Raw genomic sequence first — 22,447 nt, forward strand, 5'->3', positions numbered from 1 at the left:
GTCAAAAGGCCTTAGCGGATAATGTCGCGATGCAGGCCGATGCTCAGTTCGGCATAATCGGGTTCGTTATCGGGTGTGATCATGCCGTGGCGGATCAGAAAATCGATAATCACCAGCGCACAATTAAATTTGAAGTCAAACCCGTTACGCACGATGTCGGCAACTTCGGCGATGGGCAGAAGTTCAAAATGGCTGACTTCGCCATCGACAGGGCGGGGGACAAAATCCTGCGGCAGTTCCAGGTCATAATTGACCATCACGTCGGGTTTTATGCCCTTTTCGGTTTGGTGCACATAGGACACCGTGCCCACCGCCTTCATTGCGGCTGTCAGGCTTTCGGGGATGTTGGCCTCTTCGGCGCATTCCTTGATCATGTTTTCGCGAAAGCCATAGCCGGTGGGCTGGCCGCCGGCGACCATATTGTCAAGCTGGCCGGGATAGGTCGGTTTGGTTTTGGAACGATGGGCCACCCACATATGGATGCCATCGGCTTTGCGCACATAGCCGTTTAAATGCACCCCCCAGGACCGAAAGCCGAAATAGGACATGGCCGACCGGTCCATCACACACAACGGTGCATCGGCCAGCGTGGGGCGCACATCAAATTTTTCGCCATGCAGGCTTTTGATCACGCCATCATTGTGCAAATCTTTCACCAGCTTGGCAAAAGTGCTCGAACGATCGCCGTGGCTGGCAATTTCGGGCGCAAGATGAAGGGCACCGGTCTCGGGGTGCCGGGTGATCATGCCCGAGGGATGGGCCAGCAGGGCATCGGCAAAGGCCGGGCGGGTGCCGCCAATGACACGTCCATCCATGCAGAACGGCGTGTAATCCTCTGGTTTGGCCGTATTGCAGGCATGGATATGGTCGATAAAAGTCATCGGGCGACTCCGCAACAGGAACAAACCGGCATGTGACAGGCATTTATCCTGTCACATTGTCAGCTCATAGTTAGCGCATATGCTTTGTCCTGTGCAATATCGCGGGGGCAATATCGGGTATGGCTTGCCCGTTTTGTAACCACCAGCCACAGAACGCGTTATGCCAGGGCCGCTCAGGCACCGATGACGGAACTGGAATAGCCCTTTTCCGATGTCAGCACGGTTTGCACATTGGCGATCTGGCGCAGGCAGCGCGCAATATGGTCGGCGATGCGGCCTTCCAATTGCTGGATCTGAATGTCGATTTGCAGTTCTTCATTGCCATTGCGGTCATGGGCCACAATGGAATGCCAACTGGTTGGGATCAGGTTGCGTTTGGCAAACAGTTCCAGCACGCGCGGCATCACATCGGGTTCGGCAACCGCGTGAACAGCAAAACAGTAAACGGAATTAAGGGAGCGGGCAGGGACATCCTGCGCCAAAAGGGCATGATTGGTCATGACGATACACACATCTATTCTGATTCAGATAAAACGAGAAATATCCCGGGGTCCTTAGACCACCGGGCGAATAATTCGCGTAATCTGAATGGCTGTGACGTGGTGTCGGGTCATGCTTGTCTGGAAAATCTGGAAACTTGCGGCACCTTGCAGTGCCGCCTATCACAAAAAACCGGGGATCCCTCCCCGAGATGATGAACCGTTCGTTTCTTAGAGAACGAGAAGCGAAACGATCATGGCAACGATGGTTCCGGCAAACAGAATTTCCATCGAGCGGGCGATTTGCTGTTCGCGGGCAATGGCGATAGCAACAGCTTTGCGTTTGTTCATCATCTTATCTCCGTCTAAGTGACAGGCTCATGCACTTCTCTGTGCACCACTGAAATATAGGCAGGCATTGGCACCGGTTACAAGTGCTGCGCAGTCAAAAACGTCAAAAAACCTTCAACCTGATGGAATAGATAAGGTTTTCTGCGGGTTTGCGGGCTGAAAATTAACAGTTCCAACCTTTGTAAAACGGCCCGCTGATGGTTTGGTTCCATCCTGAGGTGGGATTCGGATTTCTTTGCGCAACCCTTGGGCGCATGCGGCCTGCCGATTCAGGGGCAATATTTAACCCGGCAGGACCGTTTTGCGCACCACCCCTGCCGATAGGGCAGGGGGCGTTATTTGGGGTGGCGTGCCAAAAGGCAGGCACCGGGAATGTCGTGTGAATTCGCCGCGAATTGCCGTGAATTTAATCAAACGGGGGTATCAGGGTATATGCAGTTCCGTCGTGCCAATTTCGACCGGGGCTTTACCATCGCGCGAAAACAGCACACGGCCCTGATAGGTTCCGCTGCGCCACTGGTCGCCGGGGCGGTCGGCATTGACGTAAAACCATTTGGCACGCGGGCCGTTATCGTTGGGCAGTTTGATGGTGAAATCGCGGCTGCCGTTAAAACCACGCGGGCCAGCAACATTAAGGGTGATCACATCGCCATCATTCACGCCAATCAGATAACCCCAAAAATAAAGCGACGGGCTGGTGGCGGGCAAAGTATCGCCCCGGTCATAGCCGCGTTTGATGTCGGTGGCATTGGGGCGGCCCGATGAAAAACCCAGCGCATAAAGATGTACGGCGCGATAGGTCATCTGGGCGGAGGCTTCGGGCGTCCAGAGAACGGCCTGGCCCGTGCTGCAATTATCTGTGCCCGGGTCGGCCATGTCGGTGCCGCTAAACGGGTCGATCAATTTATCATTCTGGCGCAGGTTGAAATGCAGATGCGGGAACGTGGCCTGACCGGACATGCCAACCAGGCCAATGGTTTGCCCCCGGCTGACATGGTCGCCCTTGCGCACGGCAATCGACCCGCGTCGCATATGACAATACTGGCTTTGCCAGCCATCTTCATGGTCAATCAAAATGCCATTGCCGCATTCAATGCCGGTCAGGGCATCCTTGTTCAGGCGTCCTGCATCAATATCCTCGACCCCGTCACGGGTGGCGCTGACAGTGCCGTCAGCCACGGCTTGTACAGCAACACCACTGATCATGGCTTCTTCGTCGGGAATGGCAAAGTCGGTGCCGCGATGGCCGTCATAGGTGCTGGTGCCGCAGGCAAAATCGCGAATACCGGGCCCGGCATCATGATCGACATAATGCACGACATTGCATTCGCCATAAGAGCAATCGACAGGCAGGTCAAAAGGCGGGCCATCGGCGCGCGCCGGTGCCGTGATCAGCGCCCCCGCCAGAATGCCCACGGCACACATTGCGGAAAACACTATTTTGTGACCCATCAAGGTCTCCTTGCTGATTGCCTTGTCGCGGGGAACCCATATTGTGGGTGTCATGCCCCATAGACAGCCCAAGGGTATCGTATTTAAAAATGCGCCCGATACCCCAAAAACAGCGTCACGCACCTGACATTGTTAACCGTCATATGTATACGGGCGGTCAAAACAGTTCAAATCCATTTTACACAGGAATTTCATCACAGTCATGGATCATACGGTGCTTTTTCGTTTGGCGGTTTTTGCCACCCTGCTGGTTGTGATGGGCCTGTGGGAAGCTGTTGTCCCCTACCGCCAGGGCAAAGAGCAAAAACGGGCCGGGCGCTGGGCAACGAATTTCGCCCTGATGATTTGCGGGGCCGCACTTAGCCGCTTTACCATCGGGGCGGCCATGATCATTGCCGCATCCTATGCGCAGGGGCAGGGCTGGGGGCTGTTGCCCTGGCTGGATTTACCGGCCCCGGTGGCAGTTTTGCTGGCGATTGTCGGGCTCGATTGCGCGGTTTACTGGCAGCATCGTTTTACCCATATGTTTGCCGTGCTGTGGCGGTTTCACCGGGTACATCATGTTGATCCCGGGTTTGATATCTCAACGGCGGTGCGGTTTCATCCGCTCGAAATTGCGGTTTCGGCGGCGTATAAATCCTGCTTTGTTGTTATTTTGGGGGCCGATGCCTGGGCGGTGGTGATTTATGAAACCCTGCTGAGCAGTTTTGCCTTGTTTAATCATGGCAATGTGCATTTGCCGCGTTTGCTTGACCTGGCCTTGCGCGGGCTTTTTGTCACCCCGGATATGCACCGTATTCATCATTCGGCGGTGATGGACGAAACCAACAGCAATTACGGCAATATTCTTTCGGTGTGGGACCGTCTCTTTGCCAGCTACCGGGAAAAGTCGCGTGAGGATGACCGCAGGATGATGATCGGCCTTGACGAATTTCGCGACCGGGAAAGCCAGTCGCTGGTTGGGAGCCTGTTGCTGCCGTTTCGTCGTACCCCGTCAGTTCAGCAGCCCCGGCAATCTCCGCAGCCTCGCCACGCCGATACGGATGCCTGACGAAAGGCAAAAGTTGTCAGGCTGCGTGAATGCCCCGCACGGCAAGGGCGGATGCCACAAGGGATCGTTTGCCATCCATGTTGCCCGCAATATAGGCGCGACGCACGGCGGATTGCAGGTTGTGGGCCTGTTCGCCATCAAGGGATGTAAAAAATTCACGGATCAGGCTGTGACTGCCCAAAAGCGACTGCCAGTAATCGTTGAAATCGAGAAAATCCATGCGGATCGACAGGGTGGCGGTGCCAATTTCGGTTAGTCCGGCATCGGCCCATAAATCCAGCAGGGCGTCTTCGTCATGATAGGGCACCTTGAAAATGCGGGCGCGCAGGGCCTCCCCTTCACCATCAAACAAGATTGCGGCCGCATCCAGAAACAGCCGCAAAAAGGCCAGCCCACCGGCGCGATCCCAAACGGTGGCCGCAATAATGCCGCCGGGGCGTGTCACACGTTGCATTTCATGCAGGGCCTGTTGTGGGTCGGCCAGGTCATTCAGAAGCAGTTGTGAAAAGGCGGCATCAAAACTGGCGGCTTCATAGGGCAGGTTGCCCGCATCGCCGGTTTCAAATTTTACATTTGGCGCAGCATTTAACAGGGCTTCGCCCAGATAATCGGGCATCAAATCGATGCCGGTAATATCTGCCGAAGGATAACGGGTTGCTGCCGCCAGGGTCAGGCTGCCGGTACCGCACCCGACATCCAGCAGCGTGCCGCAGGCCGGTGCATCAACAAAAGCCAGAAAGGCGCGGGCGAGGCGGCGGCTCCAGCGGCCCATTGCGATTTCATAGATATCGGCGGCAGAGGATCTCATATCTTGGTTCCGTAACTGGCTGGCATATCGGCAATACAGCAAAGCAGCACACAGGCCATGCCGCTGCATCAAAAATCGGGCGGGGCAGCATTGGTCGGGTCGCTGCGCTTAATATTGATTGCACAGGAGAACAAAGCAATGAAGATTAATGCAATAAACCCAATGTCATAGATGCCATGTCCTGTGCAGCCATTTGGCCGGTACGGCATGGTGCATTGCACGCGAAAGCAGGCAAAACAATGTGACAGTTCATTTGTTTTTACAAAAGGCCATTGCGAAACACCTGTTTGGCGATGATACTCGGTTTATATTGCGTTGCACAAAGATAACGATATGAGGATCGACAAGATGACAAAGCGTGACGGTCTGGAAGGATATTATCTCGAGGATCTGGAAGTTGGCATGGAAGGTAGCTATGCCAAAACCGTAACCGAGACGGACATTATCCTGTTTGCCGGTGTGTCGGGGGATAGCAACCCGGTGCATTTGAACGATGAATTTGCCAAAACCACCATGTTTGAAGGCCGCATTGCGCATGGCATGCTGTCGGCCGGGTTTATTTCAACAGCCCTTGGCACCCGTCTGCCTGGCCCGGGCACGATTTATCTGTCGCAGAACCTGCAATTTCGTGCGCCAGTACGCATTGGCGATACCGTGACGGCAAAGGTAACGGTGCGTGAAATTATCGCCGCGAAAAAACGCATTGTGCTTGATACCACCTGTTTTGTCGGCGACCGTGTGGTGATTTCGGGTGAAGCAACCGTTATGGTGCCCGCACGCGGTACGGCCAGTTGATTTAAAGCTGATTTGCGCTGATATCGGGCCCGTCCTGCCCGGCTGGCCGTGGACAAGGCTGGTAAAATAAAGTGCCAGCAGGGCTGTTTTGCACTGTTATAAGCAGGAAAAGGCTTTACGGTGCGGCCTTGGCCGATTTATAGCTGCCTGCCGGGCTTGATTTTAAAAAAGCCCGGTATTCGGAATCATTGTGCGAGCAAAACAGAGAGAACGGCATTGATGCGCGTTTTTCGATCCTTTGAAAATTTGCCCATCGATGCGCGTGGCGCTGTTGTTGCAATTGGCAATTTCGACGGCCTGCATCTGGGGCACCAGACCATTTTGGCCGAGGCCAGGCGCATTGCGGGGCGCCTTGGCGTTCCCCTTGCCATCCTGAGTTTCGAGCCCCATCCCCGCACCATTTTTCGCGCAGGCGAGCCCCCCTTTCGCCTGACATCGGCCGAGGATCGGCTTGCCGCTGCATCGGAACTGGGCATTGACCTGTTTTACGAGGTTGCCTTCACGCCCGATTTTGCGACCCTGAGCGCGGAAGACTTCATTTACAAGGTGCTGGTTGAAGGCCTGGGCGTGCGGCACATTGTGGTGGGCTGGGATTTCTGTTTTGGCAAGGGCCGGGCCGGAAATGTCGATACCCTTAAAACGATAGGGGATGTTGCCGGGTTTGGTGTGACGGCGGTGGAGCCGGTTACCCATGATAACGGTGTCATTTACTCCTCAACCGCGATCCGGCAGGCATTACGCGAAGGACGCCCCGAAGATGCGCGTAACCTTTTGGGGCGGCCGTGGGAAATTGGCGGGATTGTCATTCATGGCGATGCACGGGGCCGGACCATTGGTTTTCCCACTGCCAATGTTGCCCTGGGCCTGCATTTGCGCCCCAAATTTGGCGTTTATGCCATTCGTTTGGGGCTGGTGAAGCATGATGACCCGCACAGCGTTGAATGCTGGCGAGACGGAGTCGCCAATATTGGGGTGCGGCCCAGCTTTGGCGGTGACGAAGAAGCCGGGCTTGAAGCCCACCTATTTGATTTTGATCGCGACATATATGATCGCGCCGTTCGGGTCCGCCTGATTGGCTTTATACGTGGCGAACAAAAGTTCGACGGGCTTGATGCCCTGAAGGCCCAGATCGGCCGTGATGTACAAACGGCCCGTGAAATTCTGGCGGCGAACCCGCCGGTCAATCCCGGGATTTGAAATTGGTTGTGAACCCGCTATGATCCGCGCGCCCCAAAAGGGTGCAGCCCGGACCGGGGTTTGCCTGTGAATTAAAGTGCAAGACGACAGGACTGTCACGATGAGCGTCGAATATAAAAAGACCGTTATCCTGCCCCAGACTGATTTCCCGATGCGGGCGGGTTTGCCGAAAATGGAACCGACATTGCTGGAGCAATGGCAGAAGGACGATCTTTACGGCACCATTCGGGGCATTTCCAAAGGGCGCGAGCAGTTTGTGCTGCATGATGGCCCGCCCTATGCCAATGGCCATTTGCATATTGGCCATGCACTAAACAAGATTTTGAAAGACGTGATCACCCGTTCCCAGCAGATGATGGGCAAGGATGCGGTGTATGTGCCGGGCTGGGATTGCCACGGTTTGCCGATCGAATGGAAGATCGAAGAACAGTACCGAGCCAAGGGCAAAAACAAGGACGAAGTTCCCGTTGCCGAGTTTCGCAAAGAATGCCGTGAATTTGCCCAGAAATGGCTCGATATCCAGCGCGAGGAATTCAAGCGTCTGGGCGTGATGGGTGACTGGGATAACCCCTATGTCACGATGGATTACCGGGCCGAGGCCGCGATTGCCCGCGAATTGGGCAAATTCCTGATGAACGGGGCGCTTTATCGTGGCTCGAAGCCGGTGATGTGGTCGGTTGTTGAAAAAACCGCCCTCGCCGAAGCCGAAATTGAATATCACGACCATACCAGCAAGACCATTCATGTCCGCTTCCCGGTGGTGAAATCATCGGTCGAAGCCCTGAATGACGCCAGCATCGTAATTTGGACGACGACCCCCTGGACCATCCCGGGCAACCGTGCAATTTCCTATGGCGAAGATATCGATTATGTCGTGATCGAAGTCACCGAAACGGCCGAGGAATGCTGGGCCAAGGTTGGCGAGAAGCTGGCCGTTTGTGCCGATCTGGTTGAGGACATGTGCAAAAATGGCCGTATTCTCGGCCATAAGGTTGTTGGCACCTTCAAGGGAAGCGACCTGGAGGGCACGATGAGCGCCCATCCGTTCCGTGGTCAGGGGTATGATTATGATGTGCCGCTGCTGCCCGCTGATTATGTCACGACTGATACCGGTACCGGCTTTGTCCATACCGCCCCGACGCACGGCCCGGAAGACTATATCACCGGCCTGAAATACGGGCTGGAAGTGCCCGAAATGATCGATGCCGAAGGCAAATATTACGACCATGTGCCGTTATTTGCCGGTCGCTGTATCTATGATGCCAATGGCAAGGAAGGCGATGCCAACGAAACCGTGATTGCCAAGCTGGTGGAAGATGGCGCGCTGCTTTCGCGGGGTCGTTTGAAGCATAGCTACCCGCATTCCTGGCGTTCCAAGGCACCGATCATTTATCGCACCACGCCGCAATGGTTTATTTCCATGTCGGAAACCGGCCTGCGTGAAACAGCACTTAAGGCGATTGACGATACCCGTTTCGTGCCGGAAGCCGGGCGCGCGCGCCTGCATTCCATGATTGCCAACCGCCCGGACTGGTGCGTATCGCGCCAGCGCGCCTGGGGTGTTCCGATCACGGTTTTTGTCAACAAGAAAACCCGCGAACCCCTGCGTGATCAGGCCGTTCTGGACCGCGTCTATACCGCCTTCTGTGAAGAAGGGGCCGATGCCTGGTTCACCTGGGATGCGCAGCGTTTTCTGGGCAATGATTATAATGCCGATGATTACGAACAGGTCATGGATGTGCTCGATGTGTGGTTCGATTCTGGATCATCGCACAGCTATGTTCTCGAAGAACGCCCGGATCTGAAATGGCCCGCCGACCTGTATCTGGAAGGCTCGGACCAGCATCGTGGCTGGTTCCATTCATCCTTGCTGGAATCATGCGGGACGCGCGGCCGTGCACCCTATGATGCGGTTTTGACACACGGCTTCGTTCTGGATGGCAAGGGCTATAAAATGTCCAAGTCGCTCAATAACGTGGTCGCGCCGCAGGATGTGATCAAGAAATTCGGTGCCGATATTCTGCGTTTGTGGGTTGTCAGCTCGGATTACCATGATGACCTGCGTATTTCCGATGAAATCATCCAGCGCCATTCCGACATTTATCGTCGCCTGCGCAATACACTGCGCTTCCTTTTGGGCAACCTCGCGGGCTTTAGCGACGAAGAAAAAGTCGCCGATAGCGAATTGCCGGAACTCGAACGCTGGGTGCTGCACCGTCTGAGCATGCTTGATGACACGGTGAAGGAAACCACTGCGGCGTTTGACTTCCACCAGCTGTTTATCGAACTGCACAATTTCTGTGCCCAGGACCTGTCGGCCTTCTTCCTTGATATTCGCAAGGATGCGCTTTATTGCGATGCGCCTTCAAGCCTGCGTCGTCGTGCGGCCCGCACGGTGATGGATCGTGTATTTGATTGCCTGGTGCGCTGGCTGGCCCCGGTTCTGTGCTTTACCGCCGATGAAGCCTGGCGGGCACGCTACGGCAATGAAAGCTCGGTCCATGCGCAAACCTATAACAGCGTTTCCGATGGCTGGAAAAACGACGAACTGGCGACGAAGTGGGAAAAAATCCGTAAACTTCGCCGTGTTGTTACCGGTGCGCTGGAAGTCGAACGGGCGGAAAAACGCATTGGTGGCAGCCTTGACGCGGCACCGAAGGTTTATGCCGATGAAGCCTATATCACCGCGCTTGACGGCCTGAACCTGGCGGAAATTGCCATTACGTCGGATATCGAACTGATTGCAGGCGAAGGGCCGGATACGGCCTATCGTCTGGAGGATGTTGCCGGTGTGGCGGTGGTGCCAGCCCTGGCCGAAGGCGAAAAATGCGAGCGTTGCTGGCAGATCCTGCCCGAAGTCGGTTCGCACCCGGAACACAAAACCGTTTGTAACCGTTGTGCCGATGCTGTGGATGAAATGGGCGTTGACGCACAATAAGCGGTAAATACGAAAATCGGGCCGGGCAGGAATGTCCGGCCCTGACATATGGGCAGACGGAAAGAAAATTGATGAAACATCGCGCCTTTGCCTTGGGCCTTCCGGTGTTGGCGTTGGTCTTTATCCTGGACCAGTGGACCAAACAGATCGCGATTGATGCGCTGTCGGATCCGGCGCGTTACATCAAGGTCACGTCGTTTATGAATTTTGTTCTGGCGTGGAATCCCGGTGTTTCCTTTGGTCTGTTTCAGGGGCAGGCACCGTGGGTGATGATTATTGGTACGGCTGTCATCACGATTGGCTTTTTAATCTGGATGTGGCGGACCCGCGACCGCATGCTGGGAATCGCCCTGGCAATGGTGGTTGGCGGGGCCGTGGGCAACCTGGTGGACCGGCTGCGCCACGGTGCTGTGACAGACTTTATTGATTTGCATGTTGCAGGCTATCACTGGCCGGTATTTAATATCGCCGATACGGGAATCACGATTGGTGCCGCGTTACTGTTGATCGATTCCCTATTTGGCGGTAAAAAAACTTCGCGATAATTTTGGTCGGGCCAAATGTGGTCCCGATGACAGACTTGCAAGAGGCGTGAATGACCCGGAAATCTCATCTGATCAGGATTGTGGCGCTAACCGGGTTGGCGCTTGCCGTGACCGGTTGTGAATCAACCAAGGAAACCTTCGGGCTGAACAAACAGTCGCCCGACGAGTTTCAGGTTGTTTCGCGCGCCCCCCTGAGCATGCCGCCCGAATTTAACCTGCGTGCCCCGGACCCGGGCGCACCGCGCCCGCAAACAGGCACCGTCACCCAGCAGGCCCGTAGCCTGTTGATCGGTGAGTCGCCGACCCCGGTGGCGCGCGACCTGAATGCCAAAGATCGCAGCAGTGGCGAAGTGGCTTTGCTGGAAAAGGGTGGGGCACAATATGCTGATCCCAATATCCGTTCGGAAGTTGATCGTGAAACCTCGATCCTGATCAAGGAAAACGACAGCGTCATCGACCGGTTGGTTTTCTGGCAGGAAAAGCCGGCATTTGGCAGCGAAGTGGACCCGGCAAAAGAAGCCAAGCGCATTCGTGACCAGCAGGCATTGGGTAATTCGGTGACGGAAGGCGAAACGCCGACTATCGAGCGTCGTAAAAAAGGTATCCTCGAAGATATTTTCTAGGAATATCAATACCGGCGTCGCCCATAAGGGCTGCTCGCAAAATTGTGATGAAAAAGCAGGGGCGCGGATCTTCCGCGCCCTTGTTCCGTCATAATCGCTTCTTAATCAGGGTATCCTGCCACATTCCGTGATAACTGGCAGGTCATAAAAATAATCCGCTAAATTCCCGGACAGATTCCCAAGGAAGACAGCATGAAATTTTCGTCCCAACGTGTTTGGCATCGCTTTCCGGTCGTGCTTCCGGTTTTGTTGCTGGTATTGGTTACGTTTGCCCCACTGGCGCAGGCCGGGGTTTTTAACCCCAAAACAACAACCTTATCGAACGGCATGCAGGTGGTGCTGGTGGAAAACCACCGTGCCCCGGTTGTCACCCAAATGGTGTGGTACAAGGTCGGTGCTGCCGACGAAGTACCTGGTACCTCGGGCATTGCCCATTTTCTGGAACATCTGATGTTCAAGGGCACCCAAAAGATTGCCCCGGGTGAATTTTCCAAAATCGTGGCGCGCAATGGCGGCCAGGATAATGCCTTTACCGCCTGGGATTACACCGCCTATTTCCAGAACATCGCGCGGGACCGCCTGGGCATGGTGATGGAAATGGAAGCCGACCGCATGCAGAACCTGCAACTAAGCGACAAGGTGGTGTTGCCCGAACGCGACGTGATTATTGAAGAACGCCGCATGCGGATCGACAATAACCCCAGTGCGCTGTTGGGCGAGCAAATGCGCAATGCCCTTTTCATGCAGCATCCCTATGGACGGCCGATTATTGGCTGGCTGCATGAAATGAAGCAACTGACCACCGAAGATGCCATGAACTGGTACAAAAAATGGTATGCGCCCAATAATGCCATTCTGGTGGTGGCCGGTGACATCACGATGGACGAGCTTAAGCCGATGGCCGAAAAATATTACGGCAGCATTCCGGCCCGCGACGTTCCCAAACGGGTGCGTGTGACGGAACCAACCCAGCACGCCCCGCGCAAGGTGACATTGACCGACGCCCGTGTTGGCCAGCCTTCCATGTCGCGCTATTATTTGGCTCCGTCTTATAATACCGAACATTCTGACGAAGCCGCCCCGTTGGAAATATTTAGCGAAATTCTGGGCTCTGGCACCACCAGCCGCCTTTATAAATCGCTGGTGGTGGATCAGAAACTGGCAACATCGGCAGGCAGTTTTTATGACCCGGTGGCAATGGACCTGTCGACCTTCGGGTTTTATGCCGTGCCGCGTGATGGTGTTGAAATGGCGGACCTAGAGGCGGCTTTGGATGCTGAAATTGCCAAAACCCTGAAAGATGGCATCACCCAAAAGGAACTGGATGAAGCTCGCCAGCGTCTGCTCGACAGTGCGGTTTTTGCCCGGGATTCGCTTTCGGCAGGCGCAAGAACGTTGGGCGAGGCTCTGGCCGTTGGCCTGACGGTGGACCAGGTGGAAAGCTGGCCGGACCGTATCAAGGCTGTCACGCTGGACCAGGTTAATGCGGCAGCGCGTAACGTGCTGGATGACAAACGGTCTGTCACGGGCTGGCTGTTGCGACCCAAGGGGGCTAAAGGCCCCGGTATGCCGACGGCCCCCGTAACCGGCGAGATGGAGACGCATTGATATGGCATTTTCATTGAAAAACACATCACGCCATTTTGCCTTTGGTCTGGTCGCACTGGTGGCACTGACCGGGTTTGATATGGCCTCGGCCAAGGCAGTCGAAGTGCAGGAAGTGGTCAGCAAGGGCGGGATCAAGGCCTGGCTGATCGAGGATCATTTAAACCCGCTTTTGACCATCGATTTCGCCTTCAAGGGCGCTGGTGCGTCAACTGATCCCGATGGCAAGCTGGGCCGGGCCAATATGGTTTCGGGCCTGCTTGATGAAGGGGCGGGCGATATGGATAGCCAGACCTTTCGGGGCCTGATGGAAAACAAATCCATCAGCCTGTCCTATGATGCCGGGCGCGATGACTTTACCGGATCGGTGGTGACACTGACTCGCGAACGCCCGACCGCGATTAACCTGTTGAAACTGTCGCTGACATCGCCGCGTTTTGATGACGAGGCGGTGGAACGCATTCGCTCCCAGATCGTGGCGGGTTTGAAGCAGCAGGAAACCGACCCCGGTTCGATGGCCCAGCGCGCCTTTTTCAAAAGCGTGTTTGGCACCCATCCCTATGCCCGCCCGGTAGAAGGCACCTTTGAAACGGTCAATGACCTGAAGGTTGCCGACTTGCGCGATTTCGTCAAACAGTCGCTGGCGCGCGACAATCTGGTGATTGGGGTTGCGGGCGATATTACCGCCAAGGAACTCGGCCCGCTTCTGGACGAGGCCTTTGGCGGCCTGCCGGAACACAGCAAAGTCCCGGAAATTCCGGCTGTAACGCCCAAATTTGGCGGTGACGTGCAGGTGATTGCGCAGGATAATCCGCAAAGCCAGGCGATTTGGGGCCAAAAGGGCATTGATCGCAAGGACAAGGATTTTTACGCGGCCTATGTGATGAATTACATTCTGGGCGGCGGTGGTTTTTCTTCGCGCCTAACCGAGGAAGTGCGTGAAAAACGTGGCCTTGCCTATGGTGTATACAGCTACCTTGCCAATCTGGACGAAGCCAATTTCATGATGGGCGGTGTTGCCACCCGTAATGATGCGATTGGTAAAAGCCTGTCGGTCATTCGTGATGAATGGCAGAAAATGAAGGATAAAGGCATTAGCCAAACCGAACTGAATAACGCCAAATCCTATTTGACCGGAGCCTTTCCGCTGCGCTTTACCAGCCTTGGCAACCTTTCGGGCATGCTGGTGGGCATGCAGACTGAAGACCTTGGCATCGATTTCCTCGACAAGCGCAATGATTACGTCAATGCGGTGTCGTTGGATGATGTTAACCGGGTGGCAAAGGACCTTTTGGACCCGGATCACGTGACGGCCATTGTGGTCGGTAAGCCCGAAGGTAAACTGAGCTTTTAATACGCTGGAAAGAACCTTCACAGGCATCGAGCAGTTATGACAGGGCCCGCACCGGATGGATGCGGGCCCTGTCTTTTGTGACGATATTTGTTCTTTGGAGCTTAGGCCGCGGCGGTAAAATTCCGCCGAATGAAGGGGCGGGCGAATGTCAGGGCAATGGCAAGGCCACCTGCCAGGCAAATCAGATAAACCGACATGAAATTTTGATAGGTCATAAAGGGGGCAACCTTGCGCGCCACACCAAAAAGCGAGGCAAACAGCCATGAAACAGAGCTAACGGCACCTGATACACTGCAGACAAGTATTTGAAAGTTGGTGATTGTGCCCCGAGAACCGGCAAAAAACGGGAAGGCATAAAAATGCAGGAACAGGCCATTCAGTGTCAGGATGGCAACCACGGTGACTTTGGCAAACACCTTGCCATTCGCCATGATTGCAGCGGGTGCAAAGCCAATTCCCATACCAATCAGGGCCAAGCCCGAAATCCATAACATGGCAAGCCAAAAGGCGGTGTTTCTGGCATCGCTTGTCAGGTTTCGTCGTCCTGCGTGATATGCGCCGCTTAACATTGCCAGGTCCGCCTTTGCGACCAACACAATTGCAAAGGCAAAGGAAAACAGGTGGGCAATCAGCACTGCCTGATAAATTAGTGCCTGAAGAAAGCCGGGGGTAGCAATTGTCATGTCATGCAACCTTGATAAAGTTTTGTCCGCTCCTGGCAAAACCTACTGACAGTCTTGTTTGGAAAAAATTCTATTGTTCTGCTGATCTTGTTCAAATAATTTGAAGATATGGCAGAAATCACCCTCGATCAGCTTAAGGTTTTTGTATGTATCGCAGAGCTGGGAAGTTTTGCGGCAGCGGCGCGTCATTTGAACAGAACGCAGTCGGCGATTACCTATGCCGTGCAGAAGCTGGAATCTCAAACCGGGCTGATATTGTTTGATCGCGACATGTATCGCCCGACATTGACCCGGGCCGGGCATTTGTTGCTGCCTTATGCGCAAAAGGTGCAGGGGGATGTTTCGGAATATTGGCGCAAGGTGGCGGGTATTTCGCGCGGGCTTGAAGCATCGGTGACGATTGCCGTTAGCCAGTTTGTTTCGCCCGATCCGGTGATTGATACCCTGATCGACTTTCAGGAGCAGTTTCCCACGGTTCGGGTCGAATTGATGACGCAGACGATCCAGCGGGCAGAGGTGCTCGATGATGGCCGTGCGGATATCGCCATCATGCCGGAATTTTTGCCAATGGGTAGCGGTTATATCCGTTATTCCTGTGGTGCTGAACGGATGGTGGCCGTTGCGGCCCCGGACCATCCACTCGCCGCCCAGCAAACGGCGTTATATCCGACCGAAATGCAGAAACATTTGCAAATCATGGTTTCCGGGCGGATCGAGGGGCGCGACAAGCGAAATTATGCCCTGCAGACCCCTGACTTTTGGAAAACCGATGATTTGAATATGAAAAAAAGCATGATCCTGCGCGGGGCCGGGTGGGGGGCTTTGCCCGAATATATGGTGTGTGCCGACATTCGGGCAGGCCGCTTGGTGGAACTCTCGCCTGTCGAATGGGACGGCCTGGATCAGTTGCCCGAACTCAGGATTGTTGTGGCCTATCGTCGAGACAAGGTGCTGGGCCCGGCAGGATTATGGTTTGCCAGGGCTTTGTCGCAACAATGGCAGCCGGAATAGGCCACTTTTAGGCATGAAAAGGCGATAGATCAGCATGATCAGCCTTTATCGCACAGAAACCGGAGCGTGACGACAAATCCATTTCGCCGCCCCTGTTGCTTTTGGGGGTGCTGCCCTTCTATATAGGGGAACGAACAACACAGGCTTTTGTTTATGTCGCTGCGCATTCTACCCCAGAATCTGATCAATCAGATCGCCGCTGGTGAGGTCGTCGAACGCCCGGCTGCCGCGCTCAAGGAACTGGTGGAAAATGCCCTGGATGCCGGGGCCAAAAAGGTGGATGTTGCCCTGCGCGAAGGCGGGCGGACCCTGCTTTCTGTGACCGATGATGGCCGGGGCATGTCGCCCGAGGAATTGGCGCTGGCTGTCGAACGTCATGCGACATCAAAATTGCCTGATGATGACCTGTTTAACATTGCCTTCATGGGCTTTCGTGGCGAGGCATTGCCCTCTATCGGCTCTGTCTCGCGCATGCGTCTGACCAGCCGGACCAAGGGGGCGGAAAACGCCTGGAGCCTGAGTGTGGAGGGAGGCCTGAAGGGCGAGCCCGAACCGGCCGCGCATCCGTTTGGCACACGGGTTGAAGTGCGGGATCTGTTTTATGCCACGCCGGCGCGGTTAAAATTCTTAAAAACCGCCCGGACCGAGCAAATGTATGCCCGCGAGATCATGGAACGCCTGGCAATGGCGCGACCGGATGTGAGCTTTAGTTTAAGCGGGGATAATAACAAATCGATCCTGAATTACCCGGCCTGTGCGGGGGATTTGTTTGATGCGCGGTTAAAACGGCTGGGCGCTGTCATGGGCCGCGAATTTCAGGATAATGCCCTGCAGATTGATGCGGAACGTGAAGGTATCCGCCTGACCGGCTATGCCGGGGTGCCGACCCTGAACCGGGGCAATGCGCAAATGCAGTTCCTGTTTGTTAATGGCCGCCCGGTCAAGGACCGGCTGTTGCAGGGGGCCGTGCGCGGGGCCTATCAGGATTTTCTGGCCCGTGACCGCCACCCGTTGCTGGCCCTGTTTTTGGAACTTGAACCGCGTGATGTGGATGTCAACGTGCATCCCGGTAAAACCGAAGTGCGCTTTCGTGACCCGGGGCTGGTGCGCGGACTGATTGTGGGGGCGCTTAAACACGCCCTGGCCGGGGCCGGGCACCGGGCCTCCACCACGGTGGCCGATATGGCAATGGGCGCGGTACGCCGCGAGGGCGAATTGCCCGGCGGTGCGGCAGGCTATGGCGCGGCGCGGCCGGGGATCAGTGGTTATGGCGGCTATGGCAGTGCATCTTCCTATCCCGGCCATCAGGCGATTGAACGCAATTATGCCGCCCAGGCCCCGCTCGATAACCCGCGTGGCCCTGCGATTGGAGGCCTATTTGACCGCCCGCGTGATTTTGGCGGGCATCCTTCGGGGGCAGATGGCACGGGAAGTGACGCGAATGGCGGTTTTGCAGGCGCGGCGGCAGCGGCCCTTGCCGGGGGCTATGCCAGTGCCTCGCCATCGGCGCGCATTGATGTCACCGATGATGCCCGGTTTGTCGATCACCCCTTGGGGGCGGCACGCGGTCAGGTGCATGCCAATTATATCATTGCACAAACCCGCGACGGGTTGGTGATTGTCGATCAGCACGCCGCCCACGAACGCATTGTCTATGAACGCATGAAGGCGGACCTTGCCGAAACCGGGGTCAAGCGCCAGGGGCTTTTATTGCCCGAAGTCGTCGAACTTGATGAATCCGGTGCCGAGCGTGTTGCCGACCGGGCAGAGGAATTTGCCGAATTGGGTTTGGTGATTGAGCCCTTTGGCCCAGGCGCGCTAGTGGTGCGCGAAGTGCCTGCCATGCTGGGCAAGGTTGATGTGGCCGCCCTGGTGCGTGATTTGGCCGATGAACTGGCTGAACTGGGGCAGGGCATGGCGCTTAAGGACCGTTTGATGCATGTTTGTGCAACAATGGCCTGTCATGGCTCGGTCCGTTCGGGGCGCAAGCTTAATGCCGATGAAATGAATGCCCTGCTGCGCCAGATGGAAGCGACCCCGCATTCCGGGCAGTGCAATCATGGCCGCCCGACCTATGTTGAGCTGAAGCTGAACGACATTGAAAAGATGTTTGGCCGTCGTTAGGCGGAATTTTCTAGACCGTTTTTAGCTTCATGTCACGCGGCAGGCGGGTATTGGCATTGATGCGTGCGCGCTGGATCTGTTCGGAAAACAGGCCCTTGGCCGAAGACAGATCTGCATCGCGCAGGTCGGTTTTTGACAGGTTACAGCCGCTGAAATCGCATTGCGGCAGCTTGGCCCCGCGTAGATTGGCATTGGTCAGATCCGCGCCTAAAAACACTGTGCCAGTCAGTCGCGCATCCTTGAAATTGGCCCCGTTCAGGCGGCTGGCGGCCAGAATGGCGTTTTTCAGGTTGGCCCCGGTGAAATTGGCCATTGTTAAATCGCAGCGCCGTAAAACGGTGCCTTCGCAATTGGCATTTTGCAGCGATGCCTTTGGTAAAACACAGCGCGTTAAATCAATGCCTTCCAAATCCTCATGGCGCAAATCGGCATGTTCAAACGACACCATCTGCCCTTCCTTGCCCCCGGTATCAACCCAGGTTTTATGGGTCAAAAGGGCGGTTTTGATGTCAATTTCAACCAGGTTCTGATCATCGACAATTGCGCCCTCATCAGCGTCCTCTTCCCCGGCTTCATCCGCCGGGGTGGCTTTTGCTTTGGGGAGGGATGCCGTCTCAACCGGCAGGGCGGATTTGGCCGCTTCCTGATTGGAGCGTACGAGGTCGCTGGCATCAAGTGTTTTGGGCTGGGGTTGGTCAAGGGCTGGTGCAACCAAATCTTCGTCTGACAGGGCCAGGCGCGATATCTGTTTATCCCCCTTGGCAGCAGGCCGCGGCAGGGCAGCGCCAGAGCCAGAGCCACTTATGCTGCGTCCCTTGGTCACCGGCGGTCGTGAAACGGGGGCTGTTTTGCGGGTTGGGCGCAGGATAACCCCGGCATTGGACTGCCGGGCGCTGCGTAAAACCGGTAAATCCTGGTTTGCCGGATCGTCGTTTTCGTTGCCAATGATCCGGGCTTCGTCATGAGCTGTTTTGCCGGCATTGGCCGCATCGGCAGGAGCGGTCTGGGTTGTTTGGGGTGTTTTTTGTGGCGAGGGGCCAAAATAGTCGCCATCCAGCACGAATCGGCGCGGCGTAGAGACAACCGTATTGACGATGCGGTTTAACCGGTCAGGATTGACAGGCTGGCGAAAGACGCCTTCGATACCCACGGCAACAGCATGGCGCATGGCCTCACGCGTCAGCGATTTTGCGCCAAGCAGGACCGGAACCTGGTTGAAATAGGGGTCGTTATTGCGCGACAGGGCGCGCAGATAGCCAATGGTTTTAATGCCCTGATACCCGTCAAGCTGCAGGCTGACCATAACCAGACGCGGACGATAGCGATGTGCCATTGCCAGCGTCTCTTCCTGGGTTTCACTGGTATAAAAGGCACTGATATTGAGCGGCTGCAACGCTTCGCGCACAAGGCTGGCGGCCTTGGGGCTGTAATCAGCATAAAGGATGGACAAATCGGACATTGACGACATTTTGGTGCAGCATATCCTGAGTGAAATCTATACCATTGCATATGGTGATATATACCGGTTTGTGCAGAGGCAAGCACAATCTATTTCCTCAACCGGGTTTTCAGGCTGGGAAAATCAGGGCCGTGCCCGGCGGATAAAACCGGTGCCTGGGCGATTGCTCTGTTCGTCCAGTGTTGCAGGGTCTCCTGGCTGCGTGGGCCCGCCGGACTGGGTGTCTTCTGCCGGGGCATTATCCGGTTTTTGGGACGCTGCCGGGTCTTCCAGAATGATGGTTAATTCAACACGGCGGTTTTTGGCGCGCCCTTCGGGTGTGTCGTTATCGGCAATCGGGCGGCTATCGCCAAATCCCTGTAGGATCAGGCGTGCGGGATCCATATGTTCCTTGTCGATTATCCAGTGCAGCACGGATGTTGCGCGCGAGGCGGACAAATCCCAGTTGGACTGGAAATAGGACGAGGATGAAAGCGGGATATTGTCGGTATGACCGGCAACAATCACGGTGCCTTCGGTTTGTTCGATGACCGGTAAAACCCGGTCCAGAATGGCGCCGAAGCTTTTGGTCATTTGTGATGACCCGGATGGAAAGGCAATCTCGTCGGGAAACCGCATCACCACTTCGTCGCCCTTGCGCTCAATCCCGATCTGGTCGTGCATGCCCATGCGCTTGAGAACAGTGCCCAGCGTATTTTCAAGCTTTTCCGCCTGTTCCTTACCGGTATCGGTTTTCTCGATTTCGACCTTGGGTGTTTGAACCGGCGGTAATTCGGTGATAACGCGCGGGGTATCGGGCGAGGGATTTTTAATCGCCTTGCCCAGCAGGGACCCATCCATTTCAATCACCCCGGCAAGCTGGTCATCCTTGGCAAAGCCGAAGGCGGCTTTGACCGAGCCTGCAATGGCCTTGTATTTCACCACATCCATTTCGGCAAATGTCAGCAGCAATACAAACAGCACCAGCAACAGCGACATCAGGTCGGCAAATGTCGCCATCCATGCGGGTGCGCCTGCTGCGGGTTTTTTGGCCATGAAACAAAATTATCCGGGGTTATGAAAAAATCAAAGATGGTTGGGCGCAGATTGCCATCAGGCGATCACGCGCCTTCGGCTGCTTCGGTATCGACCGGGATGCCCCCCGGAAGATAGGGGCCAAGAATTTCCTTCATTACCATCGGGCTTTGGCTGGCCTGAATTTGTACAACTGACTCGACAATCAGTTCCTTGGTATTGCGCAATTGTTCAACCTTCAGCGCCAGTTTGTCGGCAATGGGAATTGCGATCAGGTTTGCCAGCACGGCACCGTAAAAGGTGGTTAACATGGCAATCGCCATTGCCGGGCCAATAGCCGCCGGGTCAGACAGGTTTGCCAGCATCTGCACCAGGCCAACCAGCGTGCCGATCATGCCAAATGCGGGGGCGGTATCGCCGATGCCGCGAAACATCAGTTCGCCCAATTCGTCGCGCTGGATCGATTTGGCAACTTCGGCCGAGACGGAGCTTCTGACCACATCACCATTGTGACCATCCACACACATGCGGATGCCGCGCTTCATCACCTCGTTTTCGATTTCGACACTTTCCAGACCCAACAGGCCGTTTTTACGCACCAGGGCCGAAAGCTCCATTGCCTTGTCGTAAATTGATTGCGGGTCTTCCTTGGGGTTTTTGAACGCGATAGCAATGCCGGTTTTCATCGATTTCATGACATCGCGCATCGGGAACTTGATCAGCGTTGCCGCAGCCGTACCCCCAAATACCACCATAATGGACGGGACATCGACAAATGCCGTAAGGCTGCCACCCATAAAAATGGCGCCGACAATGACGGCCATCCCGGCAATAATTCCAATGAGTGTTGCAATATCCATTCTATATGACTGCTATCTGTTGTGGTTTACCAGATCAAACGGGGCGGTTCGGTGCCAATATACAAGTAATTGGTGACGTGCCAGTCGATTTCCATAGTGAAATCAATTTTATTCCCCATATGCACAGTGCCCTGTCAGCATATCTCCTGCTATCCTCATTTGAGGATACGATATCGCGGATGCGCATATTTTAAATTGTGTGATCCGGTTTTCAATTGAAAGTTAAGGGCCCGGGCAGGTGCTAGCCCAGCTCAAAACTGGTGATGCCAAAAATACGGTCAAGATCCAGTTTTGGATCGGTCCCGCGATACATCCGTGCCGTTTCAAATACCGCTTTCATCCCGTAACGGGCCGCAAGGCCGAGGGCGGCCGTGTTGGGTTCGGGAATGTCCAGGTAGACGGGTCGGTCCTGGCCACTTTCGCGCCGGGCCAGCAGGGCCTGAAACAGGCAATTCGCATCGGCATCGTTTTCAGCAAAAAGCGGACCGATTTTGTGCCCGTCCTGGCAGGGGCGTATCACGCCATAACCGCGAATGCCCATTGGGCCATAAAGGGCAAGGGCGGTGTGTTTTTCAGTGCCGATCCAGCCTTTCAGAAAAGACAGCCGCGATTCGCCAAACAGGCGCAGGCTTTGCTCATAGGCATCCGCAATGGCAATATCGTTGATATGCAGTTCATATAAATCAGCAGGCGGGGTAAAACTGGCCGGGTCGGGCAGGGTGCCGGCCATGCGGATATTGCGATGTGCCAGCTCAAAGCCGGATTTGGCATAGTTTTCCTGCTGGTCCACAACACCATCCAGGCCAATCGTCTGGGCAACTGCATCTTCCAGCACGCTGTTCCACAGGCGCAGCCCCAGGCCCTGACCACGCCGGTCCGGGCGGCACATATAAAAACCGATAAAGGCAAAATCGGCGCTGTAGGTCACAAGTGACAGGGTCGCGGCAAGGCCCTTTTTGTCAAACAGGCCCCAAAACCCTTCCGGGTCAGTGGCAGAAAAGATTGCGCCGTCGTCATCTCCGGGGTTCCAGCCCTCCGTTGTTGCCCATTGCAGCATGGTGGTCAGGTTATGGGGGCGCAAACGGCGGATCTTTTCGGGACTGGTCATCACATTTCCATCAAATCTTGTGTGTGATGTCATGGAATAACGCATTTCGCGGGACAGAAAAAAGAATATCGATCTTATCTTTCACAAAAATTTGCGAATGATTTTCATT

At 55.4% G+C, this 22,447-nt stretch carries 20 protein-coding genes; 10 read left to right on the top strand and 10 right to left on the bottom strand.

Annotated elements, in window-relative coordinates; genetic code table 11:
* Window positions 1–11: 11 nt before the first annotated feature.
* The 4 genes from LF95_RS13890 to LF95_RS13900 all read right to left on the bottom strand — a co-directional run bounded on the left by LF95_RS13890 (window position 12) and on the right by LF95_RS13900 (window position 3,163).
* Window positions 12–881: an NUDIX hydrolase gene (locus LF95_RS13890; protein WP_073955634.1), complete on the bottom strand. Its 870-nt coding sequence runs from the start codon at window positions 879–881 to the stop codon at window positions 12–14.
* 173 nt (window positions 882–1,054) lie between these two features.
* Window positions 1,055–1,381, bottom strand: coding sequence for a hypothetical protein (locus tag LF95_RS13895; protein WP_073955635.1), 327 nt, complete (start codon window positions 1,379–1,381; stop codon window positions 1,055–1,057).
* 210 nt (window positions 1,382–1,591) lie between these two features.
* Window positions 1,592–1,714 (bottom strand): hypothetical protein, encoded by a 123-nt coding sequence (locus LF95_RS23640; protein WP_256359957.1) that lies wholly within the window; start codon window positions 1,712–1,714, stop codon window positions 1,592–1,594.
* A 420-nt stretch (window positions 1,715–2,134) separates the two neighbouring features.
* On the bottom strand, window positions 2,135–3,163 hold the full coding sequence (locus LF95_RS13900) for a M23 family metallopeptidase (protein ID WP_252509767.1): 1,029 nt from the start codon (window positions 3,161–3,163) through the stop codon (window positions 2,135–2,137).
* A 202-nt stretch (window positions 3,164–3,365) separates the two neighbouring features.
* On the opposite strand from LF95_RS13900, the gene LF95_RS13905 reads away from it, so the two are divergent.
* A complete protein-coding gene (locus LF95_RS13905) occupies window positions 3,366–4,214 on the top strand; it encodes a sterol desaturase family protein (RefSeq protein ID WP_073955637.1) in 849 nt (282 codons plus the stop codon).
* A gap of 16 nt (window positions 4,215–4,230) precedes the next feature.
* Here the strand turns inward: LF95_RS13905 and LF95_RS13910 are convergent, their stop codons facing one another.
* Complete coding sequence (locus tag LF95_RS13910; RefSeq protein ID WP_073955638.1) at window positions 4,231–5,022, bottom strand: class I SAM-dependent methyltransferase; 792 nt, start codon at window positions 5,020–5,022, stop codon at window positions 4,231–4,233.
* 348 nt (window positions 5,023–5,370) lie between these two features.
* On the opposite strand from LF95_RS13910, the gene LF95_RS13915 reads away from it, so the two are divergent.
* From LF95_RS13915 to LF95_RS13945, 7 genes are all read left to right on the top strand, one after another.
* A complete protein-coding gene (locus LF95_RS13915; protein ID WP_073955639.1) occupies window positions 5,371–5,817 on the top strand; it encodes a MaoC family dehydratase in 447 nt (148 codons plus the stop codon).
* Between the two features lie 219 nt (window positions 5,818–6,036).
* On the top strand, window positions 6,037–7,014 hold the full coding sequence (locus LF95_RS13920) for a bifunctional riboflavin kinase/FAD synthetase (RefSeq protein WP_073955640.1): 978 nt from the start codon (window positions 6,037–6,039) through the stop codon (window positions 7,012–7,014).
* Between the two features lie 100 nt (window positions 7,015–7,114).
* Window positions 7,115–9,952: an isoleucine--tRNA ligase gene (ileS, locus tag LF95_RS13925; RefSeq protein ID WP_073955641.1), complete on the top strand. Its 2,838-nt coding sequence runs from the start codon at window positions 7,115–7,117 to the stop codon at window positions 9,950–9,952.
* Window positions 9,953–10,023: 71 nt separating this feature from the next.
* The gene (gene lspA, locus LF95_RS13930) at window positions 10,024–10,497 is read left to right on the top strand and encodes a signal peptidase II (RefSeq protein WP_073955642.1); all 474 of its coding nucleotides are present in this window, start codon (window positions 10,024–10,026) and stop codon (window positions 10,495–10,497) included.
* Between the two features lie 50 nt (window positions 10,498–10,547).
* Window positions 10,548–11,120, top strand: coding sequence for a DUF3035 domain-containing protein (locus LF95_RS13935; protein ID WP_073955643.1), 573 nt, complete (start codon window positions 10,548–10,550; stop codon window positions 11,118–11,120).
* Between the two features lie 192 nt (window positions 11,121–11,312).
* Window positions 11,313–12,728, top strand: coding sequence for a M16 family metallopeptidase (locus tag LF95_RS13940; protein ID WP_073955644.1), 1,416 nt, complete (start codon window positions 11,313–11,315; stop codon window positions 12,726–12,728).
* Window position 12,729: 1 nt separating this feature from the next.
* Entirely contained in the window at window positions 12,730–14,079 is a 1,350-nt protein-coding gene (locus LF95_RS13945; RefSeq protein ID WP_073955645.1) for a M16 family metallopeptidase, read from the top strand.
* Between the two features lie 101 nt (window positions 14,080–14,180).
* On the opposite strand, the gene LF95_RS13950 is transcribed toward LF95_RS13945, so the two are convergent.
* Window positions 14,181–14,762 carry a hypothetical protein gene (locus LF95_RS13950; protein ID WP_073955646.1) on the bottom strand — a complete coding sequence of 194 codons (582 nt, stop codon included), beginning with the start codon at window positions 14,760–14,762 and terminating at the stop codon, window positions 14,181–14,183.
* Window positions 14,763–14,870: 108 nt separating this feature from the next.
* Between LF95_RS13950 and LF95_RS13955 the strand changes: the two genes are divergently transcribed.
* Both LF95_RS13955 and mutL read left to right on the top strand, forming a co-directional pair.
* Complete coding sequence (locus LF95_RS13955) at window positions 14,871–15,773, top strand: LysR family transcriptional regulator (protein ID WP_073955647.1); 903 nt, start codon at window positions 14,871–14,873, stop codon at window positions 15,771–15,773.
* 153 nt (window positions 15,774–15,926) lie between these two features.
* Entirely contained in the window at window positions 15,927–17,897 is a 1,971-nt protein-coding gene (mutL, locus tag LF95_RS13960; RefSeq protein WP_073955648.1) for a DNA mismatch repair endonuclease MutL, read from the top strand.
* A 10-nt stretch (window positions 17,898–17,907) separates the two neighbouring features.
* Here mutL and LF95_RS13965 read toward each other — a convergent pair whose 3' ends face one another.
* The 4 genes from LF95_RS13965 to LF95_RS13980 form a co-directional block, all read right to left on the bottom strand.
* Entirely contained in the window at window positions 17,908–19,365 is a 1,458-nt protein-coding gene (locus tag LF95_RS13965; protein WP_083607686.1) for a pentapeptide repeat-containing protein, read from the bottom strand.
* Window positions 19,366–19,479: 114 nt separating this feature from the next.
* A complete protein-coding gene (locus tag LF95_RS13970; RefSeq protein WP_073955650.1) occupies window positions 19,480–20,391 on the bottom strand; it encodes an OmpA family protein in 912 nt (303 codons plus the stop codon).
* A gap of 65 nt (window positions 20,392–20,456) precedes the next feature.
* Window positions 20,457–21,230: a MotA/TolQ/ExbB proton channel family protein gene (locus LF95_RS13975; RefSeq protein WP_073955651.1), complete on the bottom strand. Its 774-nt coding sequence runs from the start codon at window positions 21,228–21,230 to the stop codon at window positions 20,457–20,459.
* Between the two features lie 241 nt (window positions 21,231–21,471).
* On the bottom strand, window positions 21,472–22,338 hold the full coding sequence (locus LF95_RS13980; protein ID WP_073955652.1) for a GNAT family N-acetyltransferase: 867 nt from the start codon (window positions 22,336–22,338) through the stop codon (window positions 21,472–21,474).
* Between the last annotated feature and the right edge of the window lie 109 nt (window positions 22,339–22,447).

The sequence above is a fragment of the Thalassospira sp. TSL5-1 genome, assembly GCF_001907695.1.
Lineage (GTDB): Bacteria > Pseudomonadota > Alphaproteobacteria > Rhodospirillales > Thalassospiraceae > Thalassospira.

Coding starts and splice junctions, on each gene's coding strand:
- LF95_RS13890 (WP_073955634.1), bottom strand. CDS start 881: ATGACTTTTATCGACCATATCCATGCCTGCAATACGGCCAAACCAGAG.
- LF95_RS13895 (WP_073955635.1), bottom strand. CDS start 1,381: ATGACCAATCATGCCCTTTTGGCGCAGGATGTCCCTGCCCGCTCCCTT.
- LF95_RS23640 (WP_256359957.1), bottom strand. CDS start 1,714: ATGATGAACAAACGCAAAGCTGTTGCTATCGCCATTGCCCGCGAACAG.
- LF95_RS13900 (WP_252509767.1), bottom strand. CDS start 3,163: ATGGGTCACAAAATAGTGTTTTCCGCAATGTGTGCCGTGGGCATTCTG.
- LF95_RS13905 (WP_073955637.1), top strand. CDS start 3,366: ATGGATCATACGGTGCTTTTTCGTTTGGCGGTTTTTGCCACCCTGCTG.
- LF95_RS13910 (WP_073955638.1), bottom strand. CDS start 5,022: ATGAGATCCTCTGCCGCCGATATCTATGAAATCGCAATGGGCCGCTGG.
- LF95_RS13915 (WP_073955639.1), top strand. CDS start 5,371: ATGACAAAGCGTGACGGTCTGGAAGGATATTATCTCGAGGATCTGGAA.
- LF95_RS13920 (WP_073955640.1), top strand. CDS start 6,037: ATGCGCGTTTTTCGATCCTTTGAAAATTTGCCCATCGATGCGCGTGGC.
- ileS (WP_073955641.1), top strand. CDS start 7,115: ATGAGCGTCGAATATAAAAAGACCGTTATCCTGCCCCAGACTGATTTC.
- lspA (WP_073955642.1), top strand. CDS start 10,024: ATGAAACATCGCGCCTTTGCCTTGGGCCTTCCGGTGTTGGCGTTGGTC.
- LF95_RS13935 (WP_073955643.1), top strand. CDS start 10,548: ATGACCCGGAAATCTCATCTGATCAGGATTGTGGCGCTAACCGGGTTG.
- LF95_RS13940 (WP_073955644.1), top strand. CDS start 11,313: ATGAAATTTTCGTCCCAACGTGTTTGGCATCGCTTTCCGGTCGTGCTT.
- LF95_RS13945 (WP_073955645.1), top strand. CDS start 12,730: ATGGCATTTTCATTGAAAAACACATCACGCCATTTTGCCTTTGGTCTG.
- LF95_RS13950 (WP_073955646.1), bottom strand. CDS start 14,762: ATGACAATTGCTACCCCCGGCTTTCTTCAGGCACTAATTTATCAGGCA.
- LF95_RS13955 (WP_073955647.1), top strand. CDS start 14,871: ATGGCAGAAATCACCCTCGATCAGCTTAAGGTTTTTGTATGTATCGCA.
- mutL (WP_073955648.1), top strand. CDS start 15,927: ATGTCGCTGCGCATTCTACCCCAGAATCTGATCAATCAGATCGCCGCT.
- LF95_RS13965 (WP_083607686.1), bottom strand. CDS start 19,365: ATGTCGTCAATGTCCGATTTGTCCATCCTTTATGCTGATTACAGCCCC.
- LF95_RS13970 (WP_073955650.1), bottom strand. CDS start 20,391: ATGGCCAAAAAACCCGCAGCAGGCGCACCCGCATGGATGGCGACATTT.
- LF95_RS13975 (WP_073955651.1), bottom strand. CDS start 21,230: ATGGATATTGCAACACTCATTGGAATTATTGCCGGGATGGCCGTCATT.
- LF95_RS13980 (WP_073955652.1), bottom strand. CDS start 22,338: ATGACCAGTCCCGAAAAGATCCGCCGTTTGCGCCCCCATAACCTGACC.